This is a genomic window from Janthinobacterium rivuli (assembly GCF_009208735.1).
Taxonomy (GTDB): Bacteria; Pseudomonadota; Gammaproteobacteria; order Burkholderiales; family Burkholderiaceae_D; genus Janthinobacterium.
This window is the reverse complement of record NZ_WFLJ01000002.1, coordinates 38,880-57,596: the sequence shown is the minus strand read 5'-3', so window position 1 is coordinate 57,596 and position 18,717 is coordinate 38,880. Positions and strand designations below refer to the sequence as shown.

Below are 18,717 nucleotides of genomic sequence, written 5' to 3'. Positions count from 1 at the left end.
CCGGCCTTGCCATTGCCGCAGGGCTACCCGGCTTCTCATGTGCCGATCTACAACAATCCTGTGGCCCGGAATGGCGGCCGCTCATGGCAAGGATGGCGGCAAGCCCTACGATAGCCGGCACTAGCAATAAATTGATGAGGTCGATTGAAAATGCCAATGGTAAAATATGTTTCTTTTATTGCATTTTGATTTCCTGAATGATATCTTTTGCTCAGCCGCACGAAAAATGATAAAAAAATAAGTAACATTATATTTATTGAAATACTTGAGCTAGGGGAATATATGAACACGACTAAACATGCGCTGCTGGGTCTTTGCCTGAGCGTTTCGGCTTGCCTGGCGCCATTGGCCCAGGCGGCAAGCTGGGTGGAAATCACCAATCCTGCCATGAGCGGCTTCACGGTGGGCGGCAAGACCGTCACTTATGGCAGCGTGGCAGCGGACTCGGTCTGGGTCTATGACGGTGCCAACCCGCCCGGCGCGCAAAGTGCGGCCGCCATCCAGAGCTTGGTCAGCACCAAGTTTGGCCTGCCGTCCAGCGGCACCGGCTCGTTGGTCTTTGCCGCCCAGGGCGACCTGGAAAGCGGCAAGTCCGGTTCGTTCACCGTCAACTCCAGCTTTGACTACCTGGCCGTGCATTATGGCCGTGGCGAATTGTTGTTCCACTGGAGCGCGCCGCTGGCCGCCAATACGGTGTTCAGTATTGCCAACCTGCCGCGTGGCCTGAGCAATTTCCGCGCTTTCAACTCGGTCTCGGCAGTGCCTGAGCCAGCGACCTACGGCATGCTGATGCTGGGCCTTGGCCTGCTCGGTTTTGTCGCGCGCCGCCGCCGCGCCTGAGCCTGCAGCGCCTGCGGGCGCAAGACATAAAAAAAGCCTGGAAACGCGATGCGTTCCAGGCTTTTTGCATGGCAGAGCGCTCTTTACCAGCTATAGCCAGCCTTGGCGTAGTAATAGCGGCCGTTGAAACCGTTCGGCGCGAAGATGCTGTAAGGCTGGGTGCCGTTGACGTTCAAGTTGCTGTTGCTCGTCACTTGCGCCGGGTAGCGGTTGGTGACGTTGTCGATGCCGGCCACCAGGCGCCAGTTCTTGCCCAGTTTTACGGAACCGGACACGTCCAGCACCCATTGCGGGTCATACGTCTGGTCCAGCTTGACATCGTTTTGCGGTACGGTGAAGCTGCCGTAGCGCGTCACGACGCCATGCGCATTCCAGATGCCGAAGCCGTAGTCGGCGGCCAGGCTGAACTTGTCCTTCGGCGACGCCACCGTGATGCGGTCGATGCTCTGGCGGTCGATCAGTTTCAGGTTGTTGGCCGTCAGGATGGCCGGATTGTCGGCGATTTTCCGTACCGTGCTCTTGTTGTGGTTGTAGGCCACGGTGAGGTCCAGGCGATCCTTCTCTTGCAGGTCGATGCGGTAGGTGCTGACGATGTCCACGCCTTCCGTGCGCGTGTCGACGGCGTTGGTGAAATAGCGTCCCGAGCCTACTGGCGTGCCCTGTGCGGCGAGGACGTTTTTCAACGCATCGCTGAGTCTCAGATTTGCCGAGAACAGGATGCGGTTGTCGATGTCGATGCGGTAGGCGTCCACCGTCGTCGTGAAGTTGCGGGTGGGCTGGAATTGCAGGCCCAGGCTGTAGTTGCGGGCCTTTTCCGGTTTCAGGTCTTGCGCACCGAGGGCGCGCGCCTGCGGCGTGTTGACGGCGAAAGTGCCCGTCTCGATCGGCGTGTTGACGCCGTTGAAGACCTGGAAGTTGGTGGTGGTGATGGTGTAGTACTGCTGCGCCAGCGATGGCGCGCGGAAGCCGCTCGACACCGTGCCGCGCAGGGAGAGGGCGTCCGTGAACGCATAACGGGCCGAGCCCTTGGCCGAGGTGGTGCTGCCGAAATCGCTATAGCGCTCATGGCGCAAGGCCACGCTGCCGGACAGTTTCTTCGTCGCTTCCGCTTCCAGGTTCACATAGATCGACTCGTTGTGGCGCGAGTGGCTGCCGGCGTTGGCAGGGCGGAAGCCGGCAAAGCCTTGCGAGCCGCCACCCGTGTACGACGCTTCGTCGCCGGCGCCGATGCTGTATTTTTCATGGCGCGCTTCGGCGCCCACGGCCACCGTCAGGGGCCCCGTAAAGTAAGCGACGGGGAATTCGCGCGCCGCATCGAGGTTGAATACCGTTTGTTCATTTTTCAGCGAACCGACATAGAAGTGCGTGGGGCTGTTCGCGCCCAGCGACTGGTTGACCGTGTTGTCCAGGTCCAGTTCGAACTTGTTGCTGCCGTAATTGATGCTGGCATCCCAGCGCCAGCCGGCCGCTTCACCGCGCAAGCCGGTGACGATGGACTGGTCGGTCAGGGTGCTGTTTTGCAATGGCAAGAAGCCTTCCGGGAAGAGCGGCGTGCGCTGCGAGTACAGCTTGGTGACGTCATCCTGGATCAGCGCCGTGCGCCAGGTGGCGGCGGCCGACGTGTCGCGCTTGCCATAGTTGCCGAAGGCATACCAGTCGAGGTTATCGCTGATGCGGTATTCGCTGTTGAGGAAAATCGTCGCCGGCTTGCTTTCCGGGTCGCCATAGCGCTGGTTGACCTTGCCGTAGCGCGGTTCCAGCGGATTGCGGAAGTCGGCGCCGGCGCGGTTGGTCGGGTCGCGCTCGGCCACTTCCGCCGAGACGCGCACCCAGCCATCCTCGCCCAGGGCGAAGCCGGCCGAACCCTTGATGGATTTCTGCTTGCCGTCGCGTTCCTGCGTCTGGCCATAGCCCACTTCGATGTCGCCGCCGGCCGCGCCTTTTTTCAGGATGATGTTGATCACACCGGCAATCGCATCGGAACCGTACTGGGCCGCCGCGCCATCGCGCAGCACTTCCACGTGGTCGATGGCGGCCAGCGGGATGGCGTTCAGGTCGACGGGCGCCGAGCCGCGGCCCAGCGAGCCGTTGACGTTGACGACGGCCGATGTATAGCGACGCTTGCCGTTCACCAGCACCAGGGTCTGGTCGGGCGACAGGCCGCGCAATTGCGCCGGACGCACGGCGTCGCTGGCGTCGGCGCCCGTGGCGCGGGCGAAGTTCAGCGAGGGCAGCAAACGCGCCAGCACGGTGGCCAGTTCGCCCGAACCCGTGCTTTGCAGGTCGCGCGAGGTGAGGATGTCGATCGGCGATTCGGAATCGATGGTGCGGCGGTTCTTGGCGAAGGTGCCGGTGACGACCACCGATTGCAATTCGCCTTCGGCCGGCAGTTCTTGCTGCGCTTGTGCCTGCATGGGCAGGCTGAAGCAGGCGATCAGGCTGGCGGCGATAACGGTTTTCACGGGCAGGGCGGGAATCTGGGAGCGGGCGTTGCTTGAACTCATCGACGATATCTCTTCGGTTGGTGGTTGCGCGGACCATGGCGGTCCGGTGATGACATCAGATTAACAGTGGGCACGCGGCGTGCTTACGAATCGTTCTGTCTATCGATATGCAATAAATATCTGAAAGACGTCAACATGGCGCGAGTAGCGCATATGGCCTCGTTTCCAGCATACGACCGGGCATGGCAAGGCCGCAATGCTGCACAGCAGTAAATTGCCAGCTGTTGTATAAATACGACTATCTGCGAAGGGAGTGGGGTGCCTGGCGGCGGCATGCGCCGCCGGGCGGAGGGCAGTTACTGCCCCGGATTGGGCGCGCTGGCGTGGATGGCGTCGACGGCCGCCACCAGTTCCGGCGACAAGCTGACTTGATGGGCATCGATGTTTTGCTGCAACTGCGTCACGCTGGTGGCGCCGATGATGGTCGAGGCCACGAACCAGCGCGTGTAGCACCAGGCCAGCGCCAGTTGCGCCGGCGTCAAGCCGTGCGCGCGGGCCAGCGCCGCATACTGGCGCGCCGCTTCGATGGTGGCCGGGCGCACGTAGCGGGGACTCCAGCCGGCAGGGAAGCGCGTCAGGCGGCCCTTGGCCTGCGGATCGTCGAGGTATTTCGCCGTCAGCTGGCCGAACGCCAGCGGACTGTAGGCCAGCAAGCTGACGTTTTCCCGGTGGCAGGTTTCGTCGAGCAGGCTCGTCTCGAAATGGCGCGCCGTCAGGTTGTACAGGTTCTGGATGGACGCGATGCGCGGCAAGCCTTTCAGCTCGGCCTGCTTGATGTATTCGCACACGCCCCACGACGATTCGTTCGACACGCCGATGTGGCCGATCTTGCCTTCCTCGACCAGCTTGCCCAGCACGGCCAGCGTGTCCTCGATGGCGACGCAAGCGTGTTCCTTGCGCGGGTTGTACACGCTGGCGCCGAAGATGGGCAGGTTGCGGCTGGGCCAGTGCAACTGGTACAGGTCGATGTGCTCCGTCTGCAGCCGGCGCAGGCTGTCCTCGACGGCGGCGCGGATGTTGGCCGCGTCGTGGTCCGTCTTGCCCTTGCGGATCCAGTGCATGCGCGAGTTCGGCCCGGCCACCTTGCTGGCCAGCACAATGTCGCCGCGCCGGCCGCTCTTCTTCAGCCAGCTGCCGATGTAGCGCTCGGTGCTGCCCTGCGTCTGCGCGCTGGCCATCACCGGATACATTTCCGCCGTGTCGATGAAGTTGATGCCCCGCTCGAGCGCGTAATCGAGCTGGCTGTGCGCTTCGGCTTCACTGTTCTGCTCGCCGAAGGTCATCGTGCCCAGGCAGATCCGGCTCACTTCCAGGCTGCTGGCGCCGAGCTTGACCCTGGCGATCATGTCGCCTGTTTGCCGCGCAGCGCGCGGGCGCAATCCTTGATCAGCACGGGACCGGCGTAAATCAGGCCGCTGTACAGCTGCACCAGCTGCGCGCCCGCCTCGAACTTGGCCACGGCGTCACTGCCCTGCATGATGCCGCCCACGCCGATGATGGGCAGCGCGTTGCCCAGTTCCGCCTTCAGCAAACGGATGACATTGTTCGACAGTTCGAACACGGGCGCACCCGACAGGCCGCCCGCTTCCGCGCCGTGCGGCATGCCTTCGACGGCGCTGCGCGACAGGGTCGTGTTGGTGGCGATGACGCCGTCGATCTGGTGGCGCGTGAGCGAGTCGGCGATGCTTTTCACCTGTTCGCCATCCATGTCCGGCGCGATCTTCAGGGCCAGCGGCACGTAGCGCTTGTGCTTGTCGGCCAGGCGCGCCTGCGCATCTTTGAGCTGCGACAGCAGGGCGTCGAGTTCCGACGCGCCCTGCAGCTGGCGCAGGTTTTTCGTGTTCGGCGACGAGATGTTGACCGTCACATAGCTGGCGTAGGGGTAGACTTTTTCCAGGCACAGCAGGTAGTCGTCGGCCGCGCGCTCGATCGGCGTGTCGGCGTTCTTGCCGATGTTCAGGCCCAGCACGCCGGCGCGGTTCTGGTAAAACTTCGACGCCTGCACGTTGGCCACGAACGCGTCCACGCCGCCATTGTTGAATCCCATGCGGTTGATGATGCCCTGCGCCTGCGGCAGGCGGAACATGCGCGGTTTCGGATTGCCCGCCTGCGCGCGCGGCGTGACGGTGCCCACTTCGATGGAGCCGAAGCCCAGGTCGGCCAGGGCGTCGATGTAGGCGCCATCCTTGTCCAGGCCGGCAGCCAGGCCCACCGGATTGGGGAAGGTGATGCCCATCACCGTGCGCGGGTCCAGGGCCGGCTTGCCGGCCAGCTTGGTCAGGCCCAGCGCGCTGGCGCGTTTCAGGGCGGGCAGGGTGAGATGGTGGGCCGCTTCGGCATCCATCGAGAACAGCAGCGGGCGGGCGAGGGAGTACAGGAATTTTTCAGACATGGGGCGCTTTGAGTAGGTGTGCGGGCCGCCGGGAGAGGCTGGCGGCGCGCTGTGTAATTTGCCGTATTTTACCGTGTTCCACGCGGCTGCCGGGTGTATAGTTCTTGTTGGTCAAATGCAATATTGATCCATTGTTAATCCGCATTCGGCCGTGGACTTCCCTGTTTCTTCCCTGTTCTGTTGACTTTATAAGCGAGACATCGATTGAAAAAGACACGCATCCTGACCGCCATCGCGGCCGCCAGCGCACTGCTGCTGAGCCACCCGGCCCTGGCCCTGCCCAATACGCAAGACACCCGCATGCTGAGCGAACCGGCCGTTTCCAGCCGCCACATCGCCTTTATCTATGCGGGCGATGTATGGCTGTCGAACCTGGACGGCGGCGGCGCGCGGCGCCTCACCTCGGACCTGGGCGACAAGTCCAACCCCGTCTTCTCGCCCGACGGCAGCCTGATCGCGTATAGCGCGAACATCGACGGCAATGTCGACGTGTATGTGATCGCGGCGGCGGGCGGCGTGCCGCGCCGGCTGACCTTCCACCCGGGCGCGGACCTGGCGCAGTCGTTCACGCCCGATGGCCAGGCCGTGATGTTCACCTCGCCCCGTGCCGCCTTCAACAACCGCTTCCAGAAGCTGTTCACGGTACCGGTGGCGGGCGGTGTGGAAACCCAGCTGGAGATCCCGAACGCCTCGCGCGCCGCATACTCGCCCGACGGCAAGCGCATCGCCTACAATCCGCTGATGCCCGCCTTCAAGCAGTGGAAGCGCTACCGGGGTGGCACCAATTCCTGGCTGTGGCTATTCTCGTCGGCCGACAAGTCGATCGAAAAAATTCCCCAGCCGACGACGCGCTCGAACGACGTCGATCCCATGTGGATCAAGGACACCGTGTACTTCCGTTCCGACCGCAACGGCGAATTCAACCTGTTTGCCTATGACGTCAAGACCAAGGCCGTGCGCCAGTTGACGCGGCACGCGGATTTCCCCGTGCTGAACGCGTCGGCGGCGAACGGCACCATCGTCTACGAGCAGGCCGGCTACCTGCACTCGCTCGACATCGCCAGCGGCCAGGCGCACAAGCTGACCATAGCCGTGGCCAGCGACCTGGGACAGACGCGTCCACGCTGGGTCAAGAACGCGAAATATATCCGCGACGCGTCGATTTCGCCGTCGGGCGCGCGCGTCGCCTTCGAGTACCGGGGCGAGATCGTCACCATCCCGGCCGACAAGGGCGACGTGCGCAATCTGACGCAGACGGCCGGCGCCCACGAGCGCACGCCGATCTGGTCGCCCGATGGCCGTTCCGTCGCGTATTTCTCGGACGAGTCGGGCGAATATGAGCTGCATGTGCGGGCGCAGGATGGCAAGGGCGCCGTACGCAAGTTCAAGATGAATGGCAGCGGCTTCTATGACAACGCCGTCTGGTCGCCCGACAGCCGGAAGATCGCATTTGCCGACAACGGCTGGAGCATGTACGTGATCGACGTCGGCACGGGCAAGGTGCAAAAAATCGCCACGGAACCGATGTATGGCGTCGACAAGAGCATGCGCGCCGCGTGGGCGCCCGATTCGCGCTGGCTGGCCTACACGCTCAATTCGCCCACCTACACGCGCAGCGCCTACATCTATTCCGTCGAGCAGAACAAGTCCATGCCCGTCACCGACGGCCTGTCCGACGTGGCCCAGCCCGTGTTCGACAAGAGCGGCAAATACCTGTACTTCTTCGCGTCGACCAACGCAGGCCCCAGCAACAACTGGTTCTCGCAGCAGAATGAAGACAACCTGGTGACGCGCACCGTGTGGATGGCCGTGCTGCGGCGCGACTTGCCGTCGCCCCTGATCAAGGAAAGCGACGAGGAAAAGGCCGCCAGCGCGGAGAGTAAAAAAGACACGGCGAAGGCGGAAGCCGAGCCGAAAAACGAGCCGAAGGTCGATCCGAAGACGGGCCGCGACGACCCGAAAGTCACGGTCGCTCCCGTGGCGCCGATCCACATCGATTTCGACGGCATCGCCACGCGCATCGTCGACCTGCCGCTGCCGGCCGCGCAGTTCTCCAGCCTGACGGCCGGCGCCGCGGGGCAGATCTTTTTGCTGCGCGAGAGCGATGGCAAGAAGGCCGTGCAGCGCTTCGACCTGAAGGAGCGCAAGGCGGAAACCGTGGTGGCGGAAGCCGATGATTTCGAGGTCTCGGCCGACGGCAAGAAGCTCTTGTACCGCCACAAGGACAACTGGGCCATGGGCAGCGCCACGGGCAAGCTGCTGGCGCCCGGCGAAGGCAAGATCAAGGTCGACGCCATCGAAGTGAAAGCCGATCCGCGCGCCGAGTGGACGCAGATCTTCAATGAAGTGTGGCGCATCAACCGCGACTACTTCTATGACCCGGGCATGCATGGCGTGGACTGGAAAGCCATGCGCGACAAGTACGCCGTCTTCCTGCCCGAGCTGTCGAGTCGCGCGGACCTGAACCGCCTGATTCAATGGATGTGCAGCGAACTGGCCGTCGGCCACCACCGCGGCGGCGGCGGCGACGATTTTATCGAGGCGAAGAAGGTGCCGGGCGGCTTGCTGGGCGCCGACTACGAGGTGAGCGACGGCCACTACCGCTTCAAGAAGGTGTATGGCGGCTTGAACTGGAATCCGGCCCTGCGCGCGCCGCTGACGGAACCGGGCCTGAACGTCAGGGCGGGCGAGTACCTGCTGGCCGTCGACAGCCGCCCGCTGGCGCCGCCGACGAACTTGTACAGCGCCTTCGAGAACACGGCAGGCAAGGCGATCGACCTGATCGTGGGGCCGTCGGCCGACGGCAAGGGCGCGCGCACGATCACCGTGGTGCCCGTGCCGACCGAGGATGCCTTGCGCAACCGCGACTGGATCGAGGGCAATATGCGCAAGGTGAACGCGGCGACCAATGGCAAGGTGGCGTACGTGTACGTGCCCAATACGGCGGGTCTGGGCCACACCTACTTCAAGCGCTATTTCTTCCCGCAGGCGGACAAGCAGGCCATCATCGTTGACGAGCGCTTCAACGGCGGCGGCAGCGTGGCCGATTACTACATCGAGATCCTGCAGAAGAAGGAAATCGCCTGGTGGACCATGCGCTACGGCGCCGACATGAAGACGCCGTCGGCCTCGATCCAGGGGCCGCGCGCCATGCTGATCGACGAGACGGCCGGTTCGGGCGGCGACCTGCTGCCGTGGATGTTCCGCAAAAATAACATGGGTCCGCTGATCGGCAAGGCGACGTGGGGCGGCCTGGTGGGCATCCTCGGCTTCCCCGTGCTGATGGATGGCGGCTTCATCACGGCGCCGAACCTGGCGTTCTGGACGCGCGAGAATGGCTGGGGCGTGGAAAACGAAGGCGTGCCGCCCGATATCGAAGTCGAGCAAACGCCGGCCGACGTCATCGCCGGGCGCGATCCGCAGCTGGAAAAGGCGATCGAGGTGATCCAGGCCGAACTGGCGAAGAACCCGCCCGCGCGGCCCAAGCGTCCGGCGTTCCCGGACAAGAGCAAGTAGGCAATGGAAAAGGGGCACAAGCCCCTTTTTTTACATCACGACCCACTGCCCCTTGATGCGCGCTTCCAGCGGCTTGAAATTGATCTTGTACGCCATCTTCGGGCTTTGCGCGATCCAGTAGCCCAGGTAGATGTAGGGCAGGCCCAGCTCGCGCGCCTGGGCGATTTGCCACAGCACGTTGTAGGTGCCATACGAGGCGCCCGGCACGTCCGGGTCGAAAAACGTGTAGACGGACGACAGGCCATCGGCCAGCACGTCGATGATGCTGACCATGCGCAGGGTGCCTTCGGCATCGCGAAACTCCACCAGGCGCGTGTTGACCCGGCTTTGCAGCAGGAATTGCGCATACTGGTCGCGGCTGTCCTGGTCCATGCCGCCGCCCGCGTGGCGGGTGCTCTGGTAGCGCAGATACAGTTCGTAGTGCTCGTCGAGGAAGGACAGGGTGGCCACGCCCGCCTGCAGATCGGCGTGCCGGCTCCAGGCGCGGCGCTGGTTGCGGTTGGGCGTGAAGGACTGCGTCACGACGCGCACGGGAATGCAGGCCTGGCAGCCATCGCAATACGGCCGGTAAGTAAAAATGCCGCTGCGGCGAAAGCCGTTGCGCACCAGTTCCGAATACACGTCGCTGTTGATCAGGTGCGAGGGCGTGGCCACCTGCGAGCGGGCCTGGCGGTCGTCCAGGTAGCTGCACGGGTAGGGCGCCGTCGTATAGAACTGCAGGGTGGCAAACGGTAGTTCGTTCAGGTGCGTCATGCTGATCCTGTCTGGTCTGTCCGCGGCAATGGAAGTCTGCGTGGAGATATCATAGCTTTTTTACGCGGGTGATGCAGCATGCCAATCCGTGATTTGCGCTGCTTCAATGGCGACGCGGACGTGGGCCAGGAAGCGCGCGCGCGAAATGGGCGCCGCGCCCAGCGAAGCCAGGTGTTTTGTTTCTTGCTGACAGTCAATCATGGTCACGCCGCGCGCCTGCAAAAAGCGCACGAGCTGCGCCAGCGCGATCTTCGAGCCATCCGTCACGCGCGCGAACATCGATTCGCCATAGAACATGCGCCCGATCGACACGCCATACGCGCCGCCCACCAGTTCCCCGTCCAGCCACAGTTCCGACGAGTGCGCGTAGCCCAGCTTGTGCAAGCCCGTGTAGCCGGCGATGATCTCATCGGAAATCCAGGTGCCCGGGCCATCCTTGCGCGGCGCCGCGCAGGCGCGCATGACGGCCTCGAAATCGCCGTCGAAACGCAGCTGCCAGCGTCCGTCCGTGGCGGCGCTGCGCTCGACCTTGCGGATCGCCTTGGCCAGGCTGTCGGACACCTTGAAGTTTTCCGTCATCAGCACCATGCGCGGATCGGTGCTCCACCACAGGATGGGCTGGCCTTCGGAAAACCAGGGAAAGATGCCGCGCCGGTAAGCGTCGAGCAGGCGCGCGGGCGACAGGTCGGCGCCGGCCGCCAGCAGGCCGGGCGCCTCGTCCGTCAGGGCGCGCGCGACGTCAGGGAACGGGGTGTGGATGTCGAGCCAGGGAATCATGCGGCGTCAAGGGTGTCGGGTGGAGGGGGCTTACTCGGTATCCGCGCGCGCCATCGGGCGCGTGATGTCGCCCGTATGGACGCCGTAGCTGCCGCCTTCGCGGATTTTCACGCGGTCGGCAAAGAACAGCTCCAGGGTGGCGCGGATGGTGGGGAAGGCCAGGTCGTCCCAGGGAATCTGCGCTTCCGTAAACAGCTGTACGTCCAGGCTTTCGATGCCCGGCGCGAAATCGAGGTCGCGCAGGCGGGCCAGGTAGAACAGGTGCACCTGGTGCACGCGCTGCACGTTGAGCAGCGAAAACAGGGGGCCCAGCTCGATATTCGCGCCCGCTTCCTCCACCGTTTCGCGCTCGGCCGCGTCCGACGTCGTTTCATCGTTTTCCATGAAGCCGGCCGGCAGGGTCCAGTAGCCGAGGCGCGGCTCGATGGCCCGCTTGCACAGCAAGACCTGCAGCTGGCCATCCTCTTCCCAGACGGGAATCGAGCCGACCACCATTTTCGGGTTCTGGTAATGGATGGCGTCGCAGTTGGCGCAGACATAGCGCAGACGGTTGTCGCCTTCCGGAATGGACAGGCTGACAGGATGGGCGCATTCGGAGCAGAATTTCATGGGCGGGCTTGGAAAAATGGGTGTTTGCTGTAACGCTTACTGTACACCGATTGCGCGCGGCGTGGCGTGACGGGCGGACACAATACCAGCTGGCAATTGTCGCACTCTTTTAATTTAATGGCTCTATTGCGGTTGAAGTTGAGATAGCTATTGCCTAAGTCACCCGTTTGCCCTTATAATTCTTGTGCGGGGTGGAGCAGTCTGGCAGCTCGTCGGGCTCATAACCCGAAGGTCACAGGTTCAAATCCTGTCCCCGCAACCAATACCGGAAAGCCGCCGACTCTTGCAAAAGATCGGCGGCTTTTTCCATTTCTGCCTGAATTTACCGGACGGCACTATCCGGCAGGCGGACCGCGCATGAGATTGTCAAATCATGCCCTTTACGCCGCGCAACAATCTGGTATATAATTCTTGTGCGGGGTGGAGCAGTCTGGCAGCTCGTCGGGCTCATAACCCGAAGGTCACAGGTTCAAATCCTGTCCCCGCAACCAATTCGAAGCTGCTGGTTCCTCGCAAGAGGGCCAGCGGTTTTTTCGTTGTGCGGTGGTGTTTACTCGTGCACTTGGCGCGCATACACGAGCAGCCGCAAATGGCGGTCCGCATCGATGGTCAGCGAGGTGTGCTCATAGGCGACCTGCTCGCCGTCGATTGTCAGGCGGCGCACGCCTTCGCACGGCGCATGCACGTCGTGGCGGCGCCACCACTGCTTGAAGTCGGGCGACACTTTTTCCAGTTCCTCCACCAGCGCGTGCATGTCCGCTTCCTGCGTGGCGCGCGCATAGTCGCGGCGAAAGCTCGACAGCATCAGCGGCGCCTGCTCTTCCCAGGCCGTGAAGCGTGACCGCAGCAGCGGGTCGGTAAATAGCAGCCACAGCAGATTGCGGCGCGCGGCGGCATGCGCGCCGAAGCCGAACAGGGCGTCCGCGCCCGCATTGAACGCCAGCACGTCCCAGCGCAGGTTGAGCACATACGCCGGATGCGCCAGTTCGTGCATCAGGCGGCACACCAGCGGCGGCACCACGCAAAACGTCTTGCCTTCTTCGGCCGGCGGACGCGCATGCGCGAGCAGGAACAGGTGGCGCCGTTCGGCCGCATCGAGTTTGAGCACTTCGGCCAGCTTGTCGAGAAAGGCGCTGGAGACGCCGATGTCGCGTCCCTGCTCCAGCCAGGTGTACCAGGTCAGCCCCACGCCGGCCAGTGCCGCCACTTCTTCACGGCGCAAGCCCGGCGTCCGGCGCCGCCCGCCGCCGGGCAAGCCCACGTCTTCCGGCGACAGCCGCGCGCGCCGCGCCTGCAGGTAGGCGGCTAGTTCGTGGCGGGTACGGGCCAAAGTGCGCATGGTGCTGTCTTTCCTGTGAAGTTGTTGCTATCAGTAATAGCATAAACAGTTAAATTGTAATTGTTTATATTGTATTCCAGAATGCCTGCTTTCTTCCTGAAAGCTTGCCCATGTCTGACTATTCCCCTTCCCGTGCGCCCGCATCTGCCGCCGCCGCGCTGCCCGCCACCGTCTGGCTGATCGCCGTGGGCGCGTTCGCGCTGGGCATGGCGTCGTATGTGACGGCGGGCTTGATGCCGATGATCGCCGCTGCCCTTTCCATTTCCCTGGCGATGGCCGCGCAAATGGTGACGGCGTTTACCCTGGCTTACGGCCTCGGCTCGCCGCTGGTCGTGGCCTTGCTGCCCGCGCGCGCGCAGCGCTGCGGCCTGTTGCTCGCCCTGGGCGTATTCGTGCTGGCGAACGGGGCCAGCGCGCTGGCGTCCGGTTTCAGCAGCTTGCTGGCGTGGCGCGCGATGGCCGGCGTCGGTGCGGGTGTCTACCTGGCGCTGGGTATCGCGGCGGCGGCCGGCGTGTCGGCGCCGCCGCAACGGGGCAAGGCCATCGGCGTGATCATGGGCGGCATGGCGGGTGGCACGGTGCTGGGCGTGCCATTGAGCTTGCTGCTGGCGCAGCAGCTGGGCTGGACGGCGGCCCTGTGGCTGGTCGCCATCCTCGGTGCGCTGGCGCTGGCGGGCTTGCTGTGGCAGCTGCCCGCGCTGCCGGCGGCGCCGGCCATCTCCCTGCGCCGCAAGCTGGCCTTGCTGGCCGATGGACAGGTGCTGGTCATCCTGCTCGTGTCGCTGCTGGCGGCCGTCGCCAGCCTGGGCATGTACACCTTCATCGCCCCGCTGCTGGCGTGGTCCGCGCACGGGGCTGCGATGTCCGCCACGCCCTTCCTGTGGGTGTGGGGCGTGGGCGGGATCGTGGGCAGCGTGCTGGTTGGGCCATGGGCGGACAAGCTGGCGGCGCCCAGGCTGACCATGTTCATCTTGCTGCTGCTGGCGCTGGCCTTGGGCGCGCTGCCGCTGGCGGCCGGCTGGTCGGCGTGGCTGATGCTGGCGCCGATCGCGCTGTGGGGCGCGGCCGGCTGGGCCTTGCAAGTGCCGCAGAACCAGCAGTTGCTTGCCGTGCGCGCGCGGCAGGGCGATGGCAACCTGGCCATCGCCCTCAACGAATCGGCGCTGTACCTGGGCAGCGCCATCGGCGCCGCCACGGGCGGCTTGATGCTGCTGCTGGACTGGCCCGCCTGGCTGCTGGCGGCTGCGGCTGCCGTGGTGGCCGCCGCAGCATTGCTGCTGCAGTCAGGTCTCGTGCGCCGCAGTTAGCGCTTCTTCGCCAGCTGCATGCCGACGGGCAGGGCGCGGATGCGCTTGCCCGTGGCGGCGAAGATGGCGTTGCACAGGGCGGGCGCGATGGGCGGCGTGGCCGGTTCGCCCACGCCGCCCAGCTCCATGTCCAGGGTGCCCGGCACCAGGTGCGTGTGGATCACGCGCGGTGCGTCGGCGGCGCGCAGCACGGCATAGTCGTGGAAATTGCTTTGCTCGACCCGGCCATTTTTAAAGCTGATTTCGCCGCTCATGGCCAGCGACAGGCCCATGATGCAGGCGCCCTCGACCTGCGAGCGCACGCGGTCCGGGTTGATCTGCGGGCCGCAATCCATGGCGATGTCGACCCTGGGCACGATCACTTCGCCGGCCGCGTTGATCTCCACTTCGATCACGGCCGCCACATAGGTGACGAAACTGTAGGACACGGCCAGGCCCAGCCCCCGTCCCTTGGGCAGCTTGCGGCCCCAGCCCGCCTTGGCCGTCGCCAGCTCGATCACGTGGCGCATGCGGCCGATGTCGACCGGATACTTCGCCGGATCTTCGCCATAGTTCCAGCCATCGGACAGGTCGGCCGGGTTGATCTTGCGCGCGGGGCCCAGCAGCGCCAGCAGATAGTCGCGATGGTCCTTCTTCGCCGCGTGCGCCAGTTCGGCCGTGAACGACTGGATGGCAAACGCGTGCGGGATATTCGACACGGAACGGAACCAGCCGATGCGCGTGTGGGCCGGCACCTCGGGCACTTCGACGCGGATGTTCGGAATCGCATAGGGCACGTTGATGGCCGACATGCCCAGCTCGAACGGCGCCTGCTTGTTCGCGCCGGCGGCAAAGGTCGAGGTGATGGTGGGCGCGGCCGTGCGGTGCAGCCAGGCCGTCGGCATGCCTTTCGCGTCGAGCGACGCTTCCAGCCGTTCGACGGACACCGTGTGCAGGTAGTCGTGCTGCAGGTCGTCGTCGCGCGTCCACGTCAGCTTGACGGGCGCGCCATCCATGGCCTTCGACAGCAGCGCCGCCTCGACGGCGAAATCGGGTTTCGATTTGCGCCCGAAGCCGCCGCCGAGCAGGGTCACGTGGACGGTCACGTCGTCATACGCCAGCCCCAGGGCCTTGGCCACGTTGCTGCGCGTCGCCTGCGGCGCCTGCACGCAGGCCCACACCTCGGCCTTGCCATCGGCGATACGCACGGTGGCGGCTGGCGGCTCCATGGTGGCGTGGGCCAGATGCGGCAGATAGTATTCGGCGCTGAATTTGCGCGCGGCGGGAGCGGCGGCCAGGGTGGCCACCGTCTTGCCCTGGTCGCGCGCCGGGCTGGCCGGCTGGCGCACGGCCGCCTCCAGCGTCTTACGGAAGGCGGTCGAATCGTAGCCGCCGTTCGGACCGTCGTCCCATTCCAGCACCAGCGCTTCGCGGCCCTTGATGGCGGCCCAGGTGTTGCTGGCGATGACGGCCACGCCGCCCAGCGGGTTGAACATGGCCGGCGGCGGACTGCCCGCCAGTTCGACGATGCGCAGCACGCCAGGTACCTTCAAGGCCGCCGTCTTGTCCACGCTTTTCAGCTTGCCGCCGAAGACGGGCGGACGGGCGATGACGGCATACGCCATGCCGTCGAGGCGCGTGTCGATGCCGAAGTGGGTGTTGCCCGTGACGATATCGTGCAAGTCGATGCCGCGCGTGCTGGTTTGTCCGATGTAGCGCAGCTCGCCCGCCGTTTTCAGGCTGATGCGCGCGCGTGGCGGCACCGGCAACTTGGCCGCGTCTTCGGCCAGCGCGCCGAAGGACAGCGAGCGTCCGCTGGCAGCATGCACGACCGCGTGGTTGACGGCTTTCACTTCGGTGACGGGTACGTCCCAGCGCACGGCGGCCGCCGTTTCCAGCATCAGGCGCGCCGTGGCGCCCACGTGGCGCATGGCGCGGAATGAGTGGCGCATGCTGCGCGAGCCATCCGTATCCTGGCTGCCGTAGCGCGCTTCGTCGGCGGGCGCTTGCTGCACGCGCACCTGCGCCCAGTCGGCGCCCAGTTCGTCGGCCGCCACCATGGGCAGGCTGGTGCGGATGCCCTGGCCCATTTCGGAGCGGTGCGCCACGATGGTGACGATGCCGTCGGCGCCGATCGACAGGAAGACCAGGGTGTCGTCGACCACGCCGCCCGCCATCTTGTCGCCGCCGTATTTGACGGCGTCGGCCGCCATCACGAGGCCGGAAGGCCCGGCCACCAGGGTCAATCCAGCCAGCGCGCCGGCGGCCTTGAGCCAGTTGCGCCGCGCGGGCGAATGTGCGGCGGCAGTGTCATGGATACTCATTGGGCCGCTCCTTTCGCGCCGATGCTGGCCGAGGCCTGCTTGATGGCTGCGTGGATGCGCGTGTAGGTGCCGCAGCGGCAGATATTGCCGCTCATCGCTTCGCGGATCTGCTGGTCGTTTGGTTTTGGCGTCTTGTGCAGCAGGGCCGTGGCCGACATGATCTGGCCGGCCTGGCAATAGCCGCATTGGGGCACGCCGTGTTCCTGCCAGGCTTGCTGCAGGGCCAGGCCAACCTTGTCTTCGCCCACCGCTTCGATGGTGGTGATCTTCTTGCCGGCGGCAGCCGACACGGGCGTCACGCAAGAGCGGATGGCCTCGCCGTCCATATGCACGGTGCAGGCGCCGCACAGGGCCATGCCGCAGCCGAATTTGGTGCCGGTCATGCCCAGTTCGTCGCGCAGGGCCCACAGCAGGGGCGTGTCTTCAGGCAGGGCAAGGTCGTGCTGCTTGCCATTGATGGTCAGGGTCGTCATGTATATTCCTCGGAATGGGGATGGTGCGGGTAAGCGCGACGGCCATCCGCCATACGGATGAGCGCATCAGTATGGGATGGTAGCACCAGCCGCCCTGCGCTGCAGGGCGTGGGGCCGGCGGCGGTCGGGTACCCTCACGTCGACCTGCTTCAGCGCGCCTGCTCCAGCTGAGCGTACACGGCGTCGGCGATCTTGCCCAGCGCCTGTTTGGGCAGGCTCGCCGAGAGGGCATAACCGAGCTGGCCGTCGATCCAGTAAAACACGCTCAAGTCCTTTTCCTGCGTGTAGCGGAAAGCCGTTTCCTGCCTGCCGGCCCGCTCCCTGGCCACGTACAGGGTCAGGCGCTGGCCTTTGCCATCTTCATACATGAATTGCGCCACGGGGCCGTCGCCATCGCCGGGCAGCAGGCGCCCGCCGATCAGCTGGTAGCCGAGCGGCGACAGCGCGGGCGGCTGAAGTTTCGTGCCCAGGCGTTTCGACAGCCATTGCACCAGATGGGCTTCCTGCGCCGCGCCCACTTCCACGGGGTGGCGCACTTCGGGCGTATAGACGGCATGCGCGATGGCGGCGCTGCGCGCCAGGGAAACGGCGCTGGCGCTGGCGCTCACGCTGTCGCCGCCACGCAGCAGCCAGCCGCCCGCGCCGCCGGCAATCACCAGCACGACGGCCGCTGCGGCCTGCATGGCGTGGCGCTGCCAGGCGCCGTTCGCCGCCGGCGGCGATGCCGCCTGCCGCAGCGCCGGCGGCACGGCTTCGTCCAGCACGGGATCGAACAGGGCGCGCAGTTGGCGGTTCTGCTCGCGCCACGCGTCCACCCTGGCGGCGTCTTGCGGATGCGCGCGCAGGTGGGCGTCGATGGCCGCACGCTGCGCCTCGGGCAGGACGCCGTCGGCCAGGGCGTGCAATTGCGCTTCGCTGATGGCTTGCGTTGTCATTTCACGACTTTCAGGGTGGGGGCGCCATGGCTACCTGAGGGGCGGCCGTCGAGCAGTTCACGCAGCCGTTCGCGCCCGCGCGACAGCCGCGACATGACGGTGCCGACGGGGATGCCCAGAGTGGCCGCCACCTGCTCATACGGCATCTGTTCGAGCGCGACGAGCAGGATGACTTCGCGCTGCCCCAACGGCAAACGGGCCAGCGCTGCATCCATCTCGCCGATGGCGATGGCCTGTCCCGGCGCATGCTCGGGCGCGGGCAGCAGGGCGTCGTCGTCGAGTTCCTGCAGCGCCAGGCCGGGACGGCGCAATTGATCCACGTGCAGGTTGTGCATGATGGAAAACAGCCAGGGTCGCATTTCGCCGCTCCGTTGCCACTGGTCGACCTTGCGCCAGGCCCGCTCCACGGTGTCCTGCACCAGGTCGTCCGCGTGCACGGTGCCGACCAGCGCGCGCGCATAGCGGCGCAGGCCGGGCAGGCAGGCTTGCAGCTGGCGGCTGTCCTCTTGCGTGGTCATCGTGGTGGCGGGATAGTGGGCTTAGGGCTTGACGACGTGCCACACGTTCTTGAAATTGTCGCCGGCCACGTCGCCCGGCTTCTTGTCTTCCTTGTACAGGTACAGGGGCTTGCCCTTGTAGGTCAGCTGCATGGCGCCGTTGTCCTCGCGCTTGATGCTGCCATACGGGGCGGCGGGCGCCGCTTCGGTGGCGATGACGGCGGGCCAGGCCACCAGGCAGCCGCCGCTGCAGGCGCTCTTGCCGCTGTCGGCGACATCCTTGTCGAACACATACACGGTCATGCCGCTGGCGTTGACCAGCATGCCGTTGGCGGGCATGACGTCGGCGGCGAAGGCGAGTGGGGCGGACAGCAGGGTGGCGAGGGCGGTGGCGGCAAAAGTGGTGAAGCGCATGATGGTCTCCTTGAGGTTTTGGTGGGCTTGCAAGGGATAGACGCACGGCGCTCCCTGT

15 protein-coding genes and 2 tRNA genes are annotated in these 18,717 nt (G+C 65.2%); 5 read left to right on the top strand and 12 right to left on the bottom strand.

Annotated features, from left to right (window positions below):
* Positions 1 to 282 precede the first annotated feature (282 nt).
* A complete protein-coding gene (locus GCN78_RS29540) occupies positions 283 to 840 on the top strand; it encodes a PEP-CTERM sorting domain-containing protein (RefSeq protein ID WP_226939429.1) in 558 nt (185 codons plus the stop codon).
* An 83-nt stretch (positions 841 to 923) separates the two neighbouring features.
* Here the strand turns inward: GCN78_RS29540 and GCN78_RS02790 are convergent, their stop codons facing one another.
* The 3 genes from GCN78_RS02790 to GCN78_RS02780 all read right to left on the bottom strand — a co-directional run bounded on the left by GCN78_RS02790 (position 924) and on the right by GCN78_RS02780 (position 5,736).
* Complete coding sequence (locus GCN78_RS02790; RefSeq protein ID WP_152250333.1) at positions 924 to 3,344, bottom strand: TonB-dependent receptor plug domain-containing protein; 2,421 nt, start codon at positions 3,342 to 3,344, stop codon at positions 924 to 926.
* 296 nt (positions 3,345 to 3,640) lie between these two features.
* Positions 3,641 to 4,687, bottom strand: coding sequence for an aldo/keto reductase (locus GCN78_RS02785; RefSeq protein WP_152250568.1), 1,047 nt, complete (start codon positions 4,685 to 4,687; stop codon positions 3,641 to 3,643).
* Positions 4,687 to 5,736: a quinone-dependent dihydroorotate dehydrogenase gene (locus GCN78_RS02780; RefSeq protein WP_152250332.1), complete on the bottom strand. Its 1,050-nt coding sequence runs from the start codon at positions 5,734 to 5,736 to the stop codon at positions 4,687 to 4,689. The genes GCN78_RS02785 and GCN78_RS02780 overlap by 1 nt, the downstream gene beginning before the upstream one ends.
* A 204-nt stretch (positions 5,737 to 5,940) precedes the next feature.
* On the opposite strand from GCN78_RS02780, the gene GCN78_RS02775 reads away from it, so the two are divergent.
* Positions 5,941 to 9,252: a S41 family peptidase gene (locus GCN78_RS02775; protein WP_152250331.1), complete on the top strand. Its 3,312-nt coding sequence runs from the start codon at positions 5,941 to 5,943 to the stop codon at positions 9,250 to 9,252.
* Positions 9,253 to 9,282: 30 nt separating this feature from the next.
* On the opposite strand, the gene GCN78_RS02770 is transcribed toward GCN78_RS02775, so the two are convergent.
* From GCN78_RS02770 to GCN78_RS02760, 3 genes are read right to left on the bottom strand one after another with little or no spacing between them, the layout of a single operon-like run.
* Positions 9,283 to 10,005 carry an arginyltransferase gene (locus GCN78_RS02770; RefSeq protein ID WP_152250330.1) on the bottom strand — a complete coding sequence of 241 codons (723 nt, stop codon included), beginning with the start codon at positions 10,003 to 10,005 and terminating at the stop codon, positions 9,283 to 9,285.
* A 60-nt stretch (positions 10,006 to 10,065) separates the two neighbouring features.
* Entirely contained in the window at positions 10,066 to 10,782 is a 717-nt protein-coding gene (gene aat, locus GCN78_RS02765; RefSeq protein ID WP_152250329.1) for a leucyl/phenylalanyl-tRNA--protein transferase, read from the bottom strand.
* 30 nt (positions 10,783 to 10,812) lie between these two features.
* Positions 10,813 to 11,391: an NUDIX hydrolase gene (locus GCN78_RS02760; RefSeq protein WP_152250328.1), complete on the bottom strand. Its 579-nt coding sequence runs from the start codon at positions 11,389 to 11,391 to the stop codon at positions 10,813 to 10,815.
* A 185-nt stretch (positions 11,392 to 11,576) separates the two neighbouring features.
* Between GCN78_RS02760 and GCN78_RS02755 the strand changes: the two genes are divergently transcribed.
* A tRNA-Met gene (locus GCN78_RS02755) sits at positions 11,577 to 11,653 on the top strand.
* A 152-nt stretch (positions 11,654 to 11,805) separates the two neighbouring features.
* Positions 11,806 to 11,882, top strand: a tRNA-Met gene (locus GCN78_RS02750).
* Positions 11,883 to 11,941: 59 nt separating this feature from the next.
* On the opposite strand, the gene GCN78_RS02745 is transcribed toward GCN78_RS02750, so the two are convergent.
* A complete protein-coding gene (locus GCN78_RS02745) occupies positions 11,942 to 12,730 on the bottom strand; it encodes a helix-turn-helix transcriptional regulator (RefSeq protein ID WP_152250327.1) in 789 nt (262 codons plus the stop codon).
* Positions 12,731 to 12,840: 110 nt separating this feature from the next.
* On the opposite strand from GCN78_RS02745, the gene GCN78_RS02740 reads away from it, so the two are divergent.
* A complete protein-coding gene (locus GCN78_RS02740) occupies positions 12,841 to 14,037 on the top strand; it encodes an MFS transporter (protein ID WP_152250326.1) in 1,197 nt (398 codons plus the stop codon).
* Here the strand turns inward: GCN78_RS02740 and GCN78_RS02735 are convergent.
* The 5 genes from GCN78_RS02735 to GCN78_RS02715 form a co-directional block, all read right to left on the bottom strand.
* Positions 14,034 to 16,340, bottom strand: coding sequence for a xanthine dehydrogenase family protein molybdopterin-binding subunit (locus tag GCN78_RS02735; protein WP_152250325.1), 2,307 nt, complete (start codon positions 16,338 to 16,340; stop codon positions 14,034 to 14,036). The two genes, GCN78_RS02740 and GCN78_RS02735, sit on opposite strands and share 4 nt — an antisense overlap.
* On the bottom strand, positions 16,337 to 16,813 hold the full coding sequence (locus GCN78_RS02730) for a (2Fe-2S)-binding protein (RefSeq protein ID WP_152250324.1): 477 nt from the start codon (positions 16,811 to 16,813) through the stop codon (positions 16,337 to 16,339). The genes GCN78_RS02735 and GCN78_RS02730 overlap by 4 nt, the downstream gene beginning before the upstream one ends.
* A gap of 149 nt (positions 16,814 to 16,962) precedes the next feature.
* Entirely contained in the window at positions 16,963 to 17,748 is a 786-nt protein-coding gene (locus GCN78_RS02725; RefSeq protein ID WP_152250323.1) for an anti-sigma factor family protein, read from the bottom strand.
* Positions 17,745 to 18,266, bottom strand: a complete 522-nt coding sequence (locus GCN78_RS02720) for an RNA polymerase sigma factor (protein ID WP_152250322.1) — start codon at positions 18,264 to 18,266, stop codon at positions 17,745 to 17,747. Before GCN78_RS02720 ends, GCN78_RS02725 begins: the two co-directional genes overlap by 4 nt.
* A 21-nt stretch (positions 18,267 to 18,287) precedes the next feature.
* The gene (locus GCN78_RS02715) at positions 18,288 to 18,659 is read right to left on the bottom strand and encodes a COG4315 family predicted lipoprotein (protein WP_152250321.1); all 372 of its coding nucleotides are present in this window, start codon (positions 18,657 to 18,659) and stop codon (positions 18,288 to 18,290) included.
* Between the last annotated feature and the right edge of the window lie 58 nt (positions 18,660 to 18,717).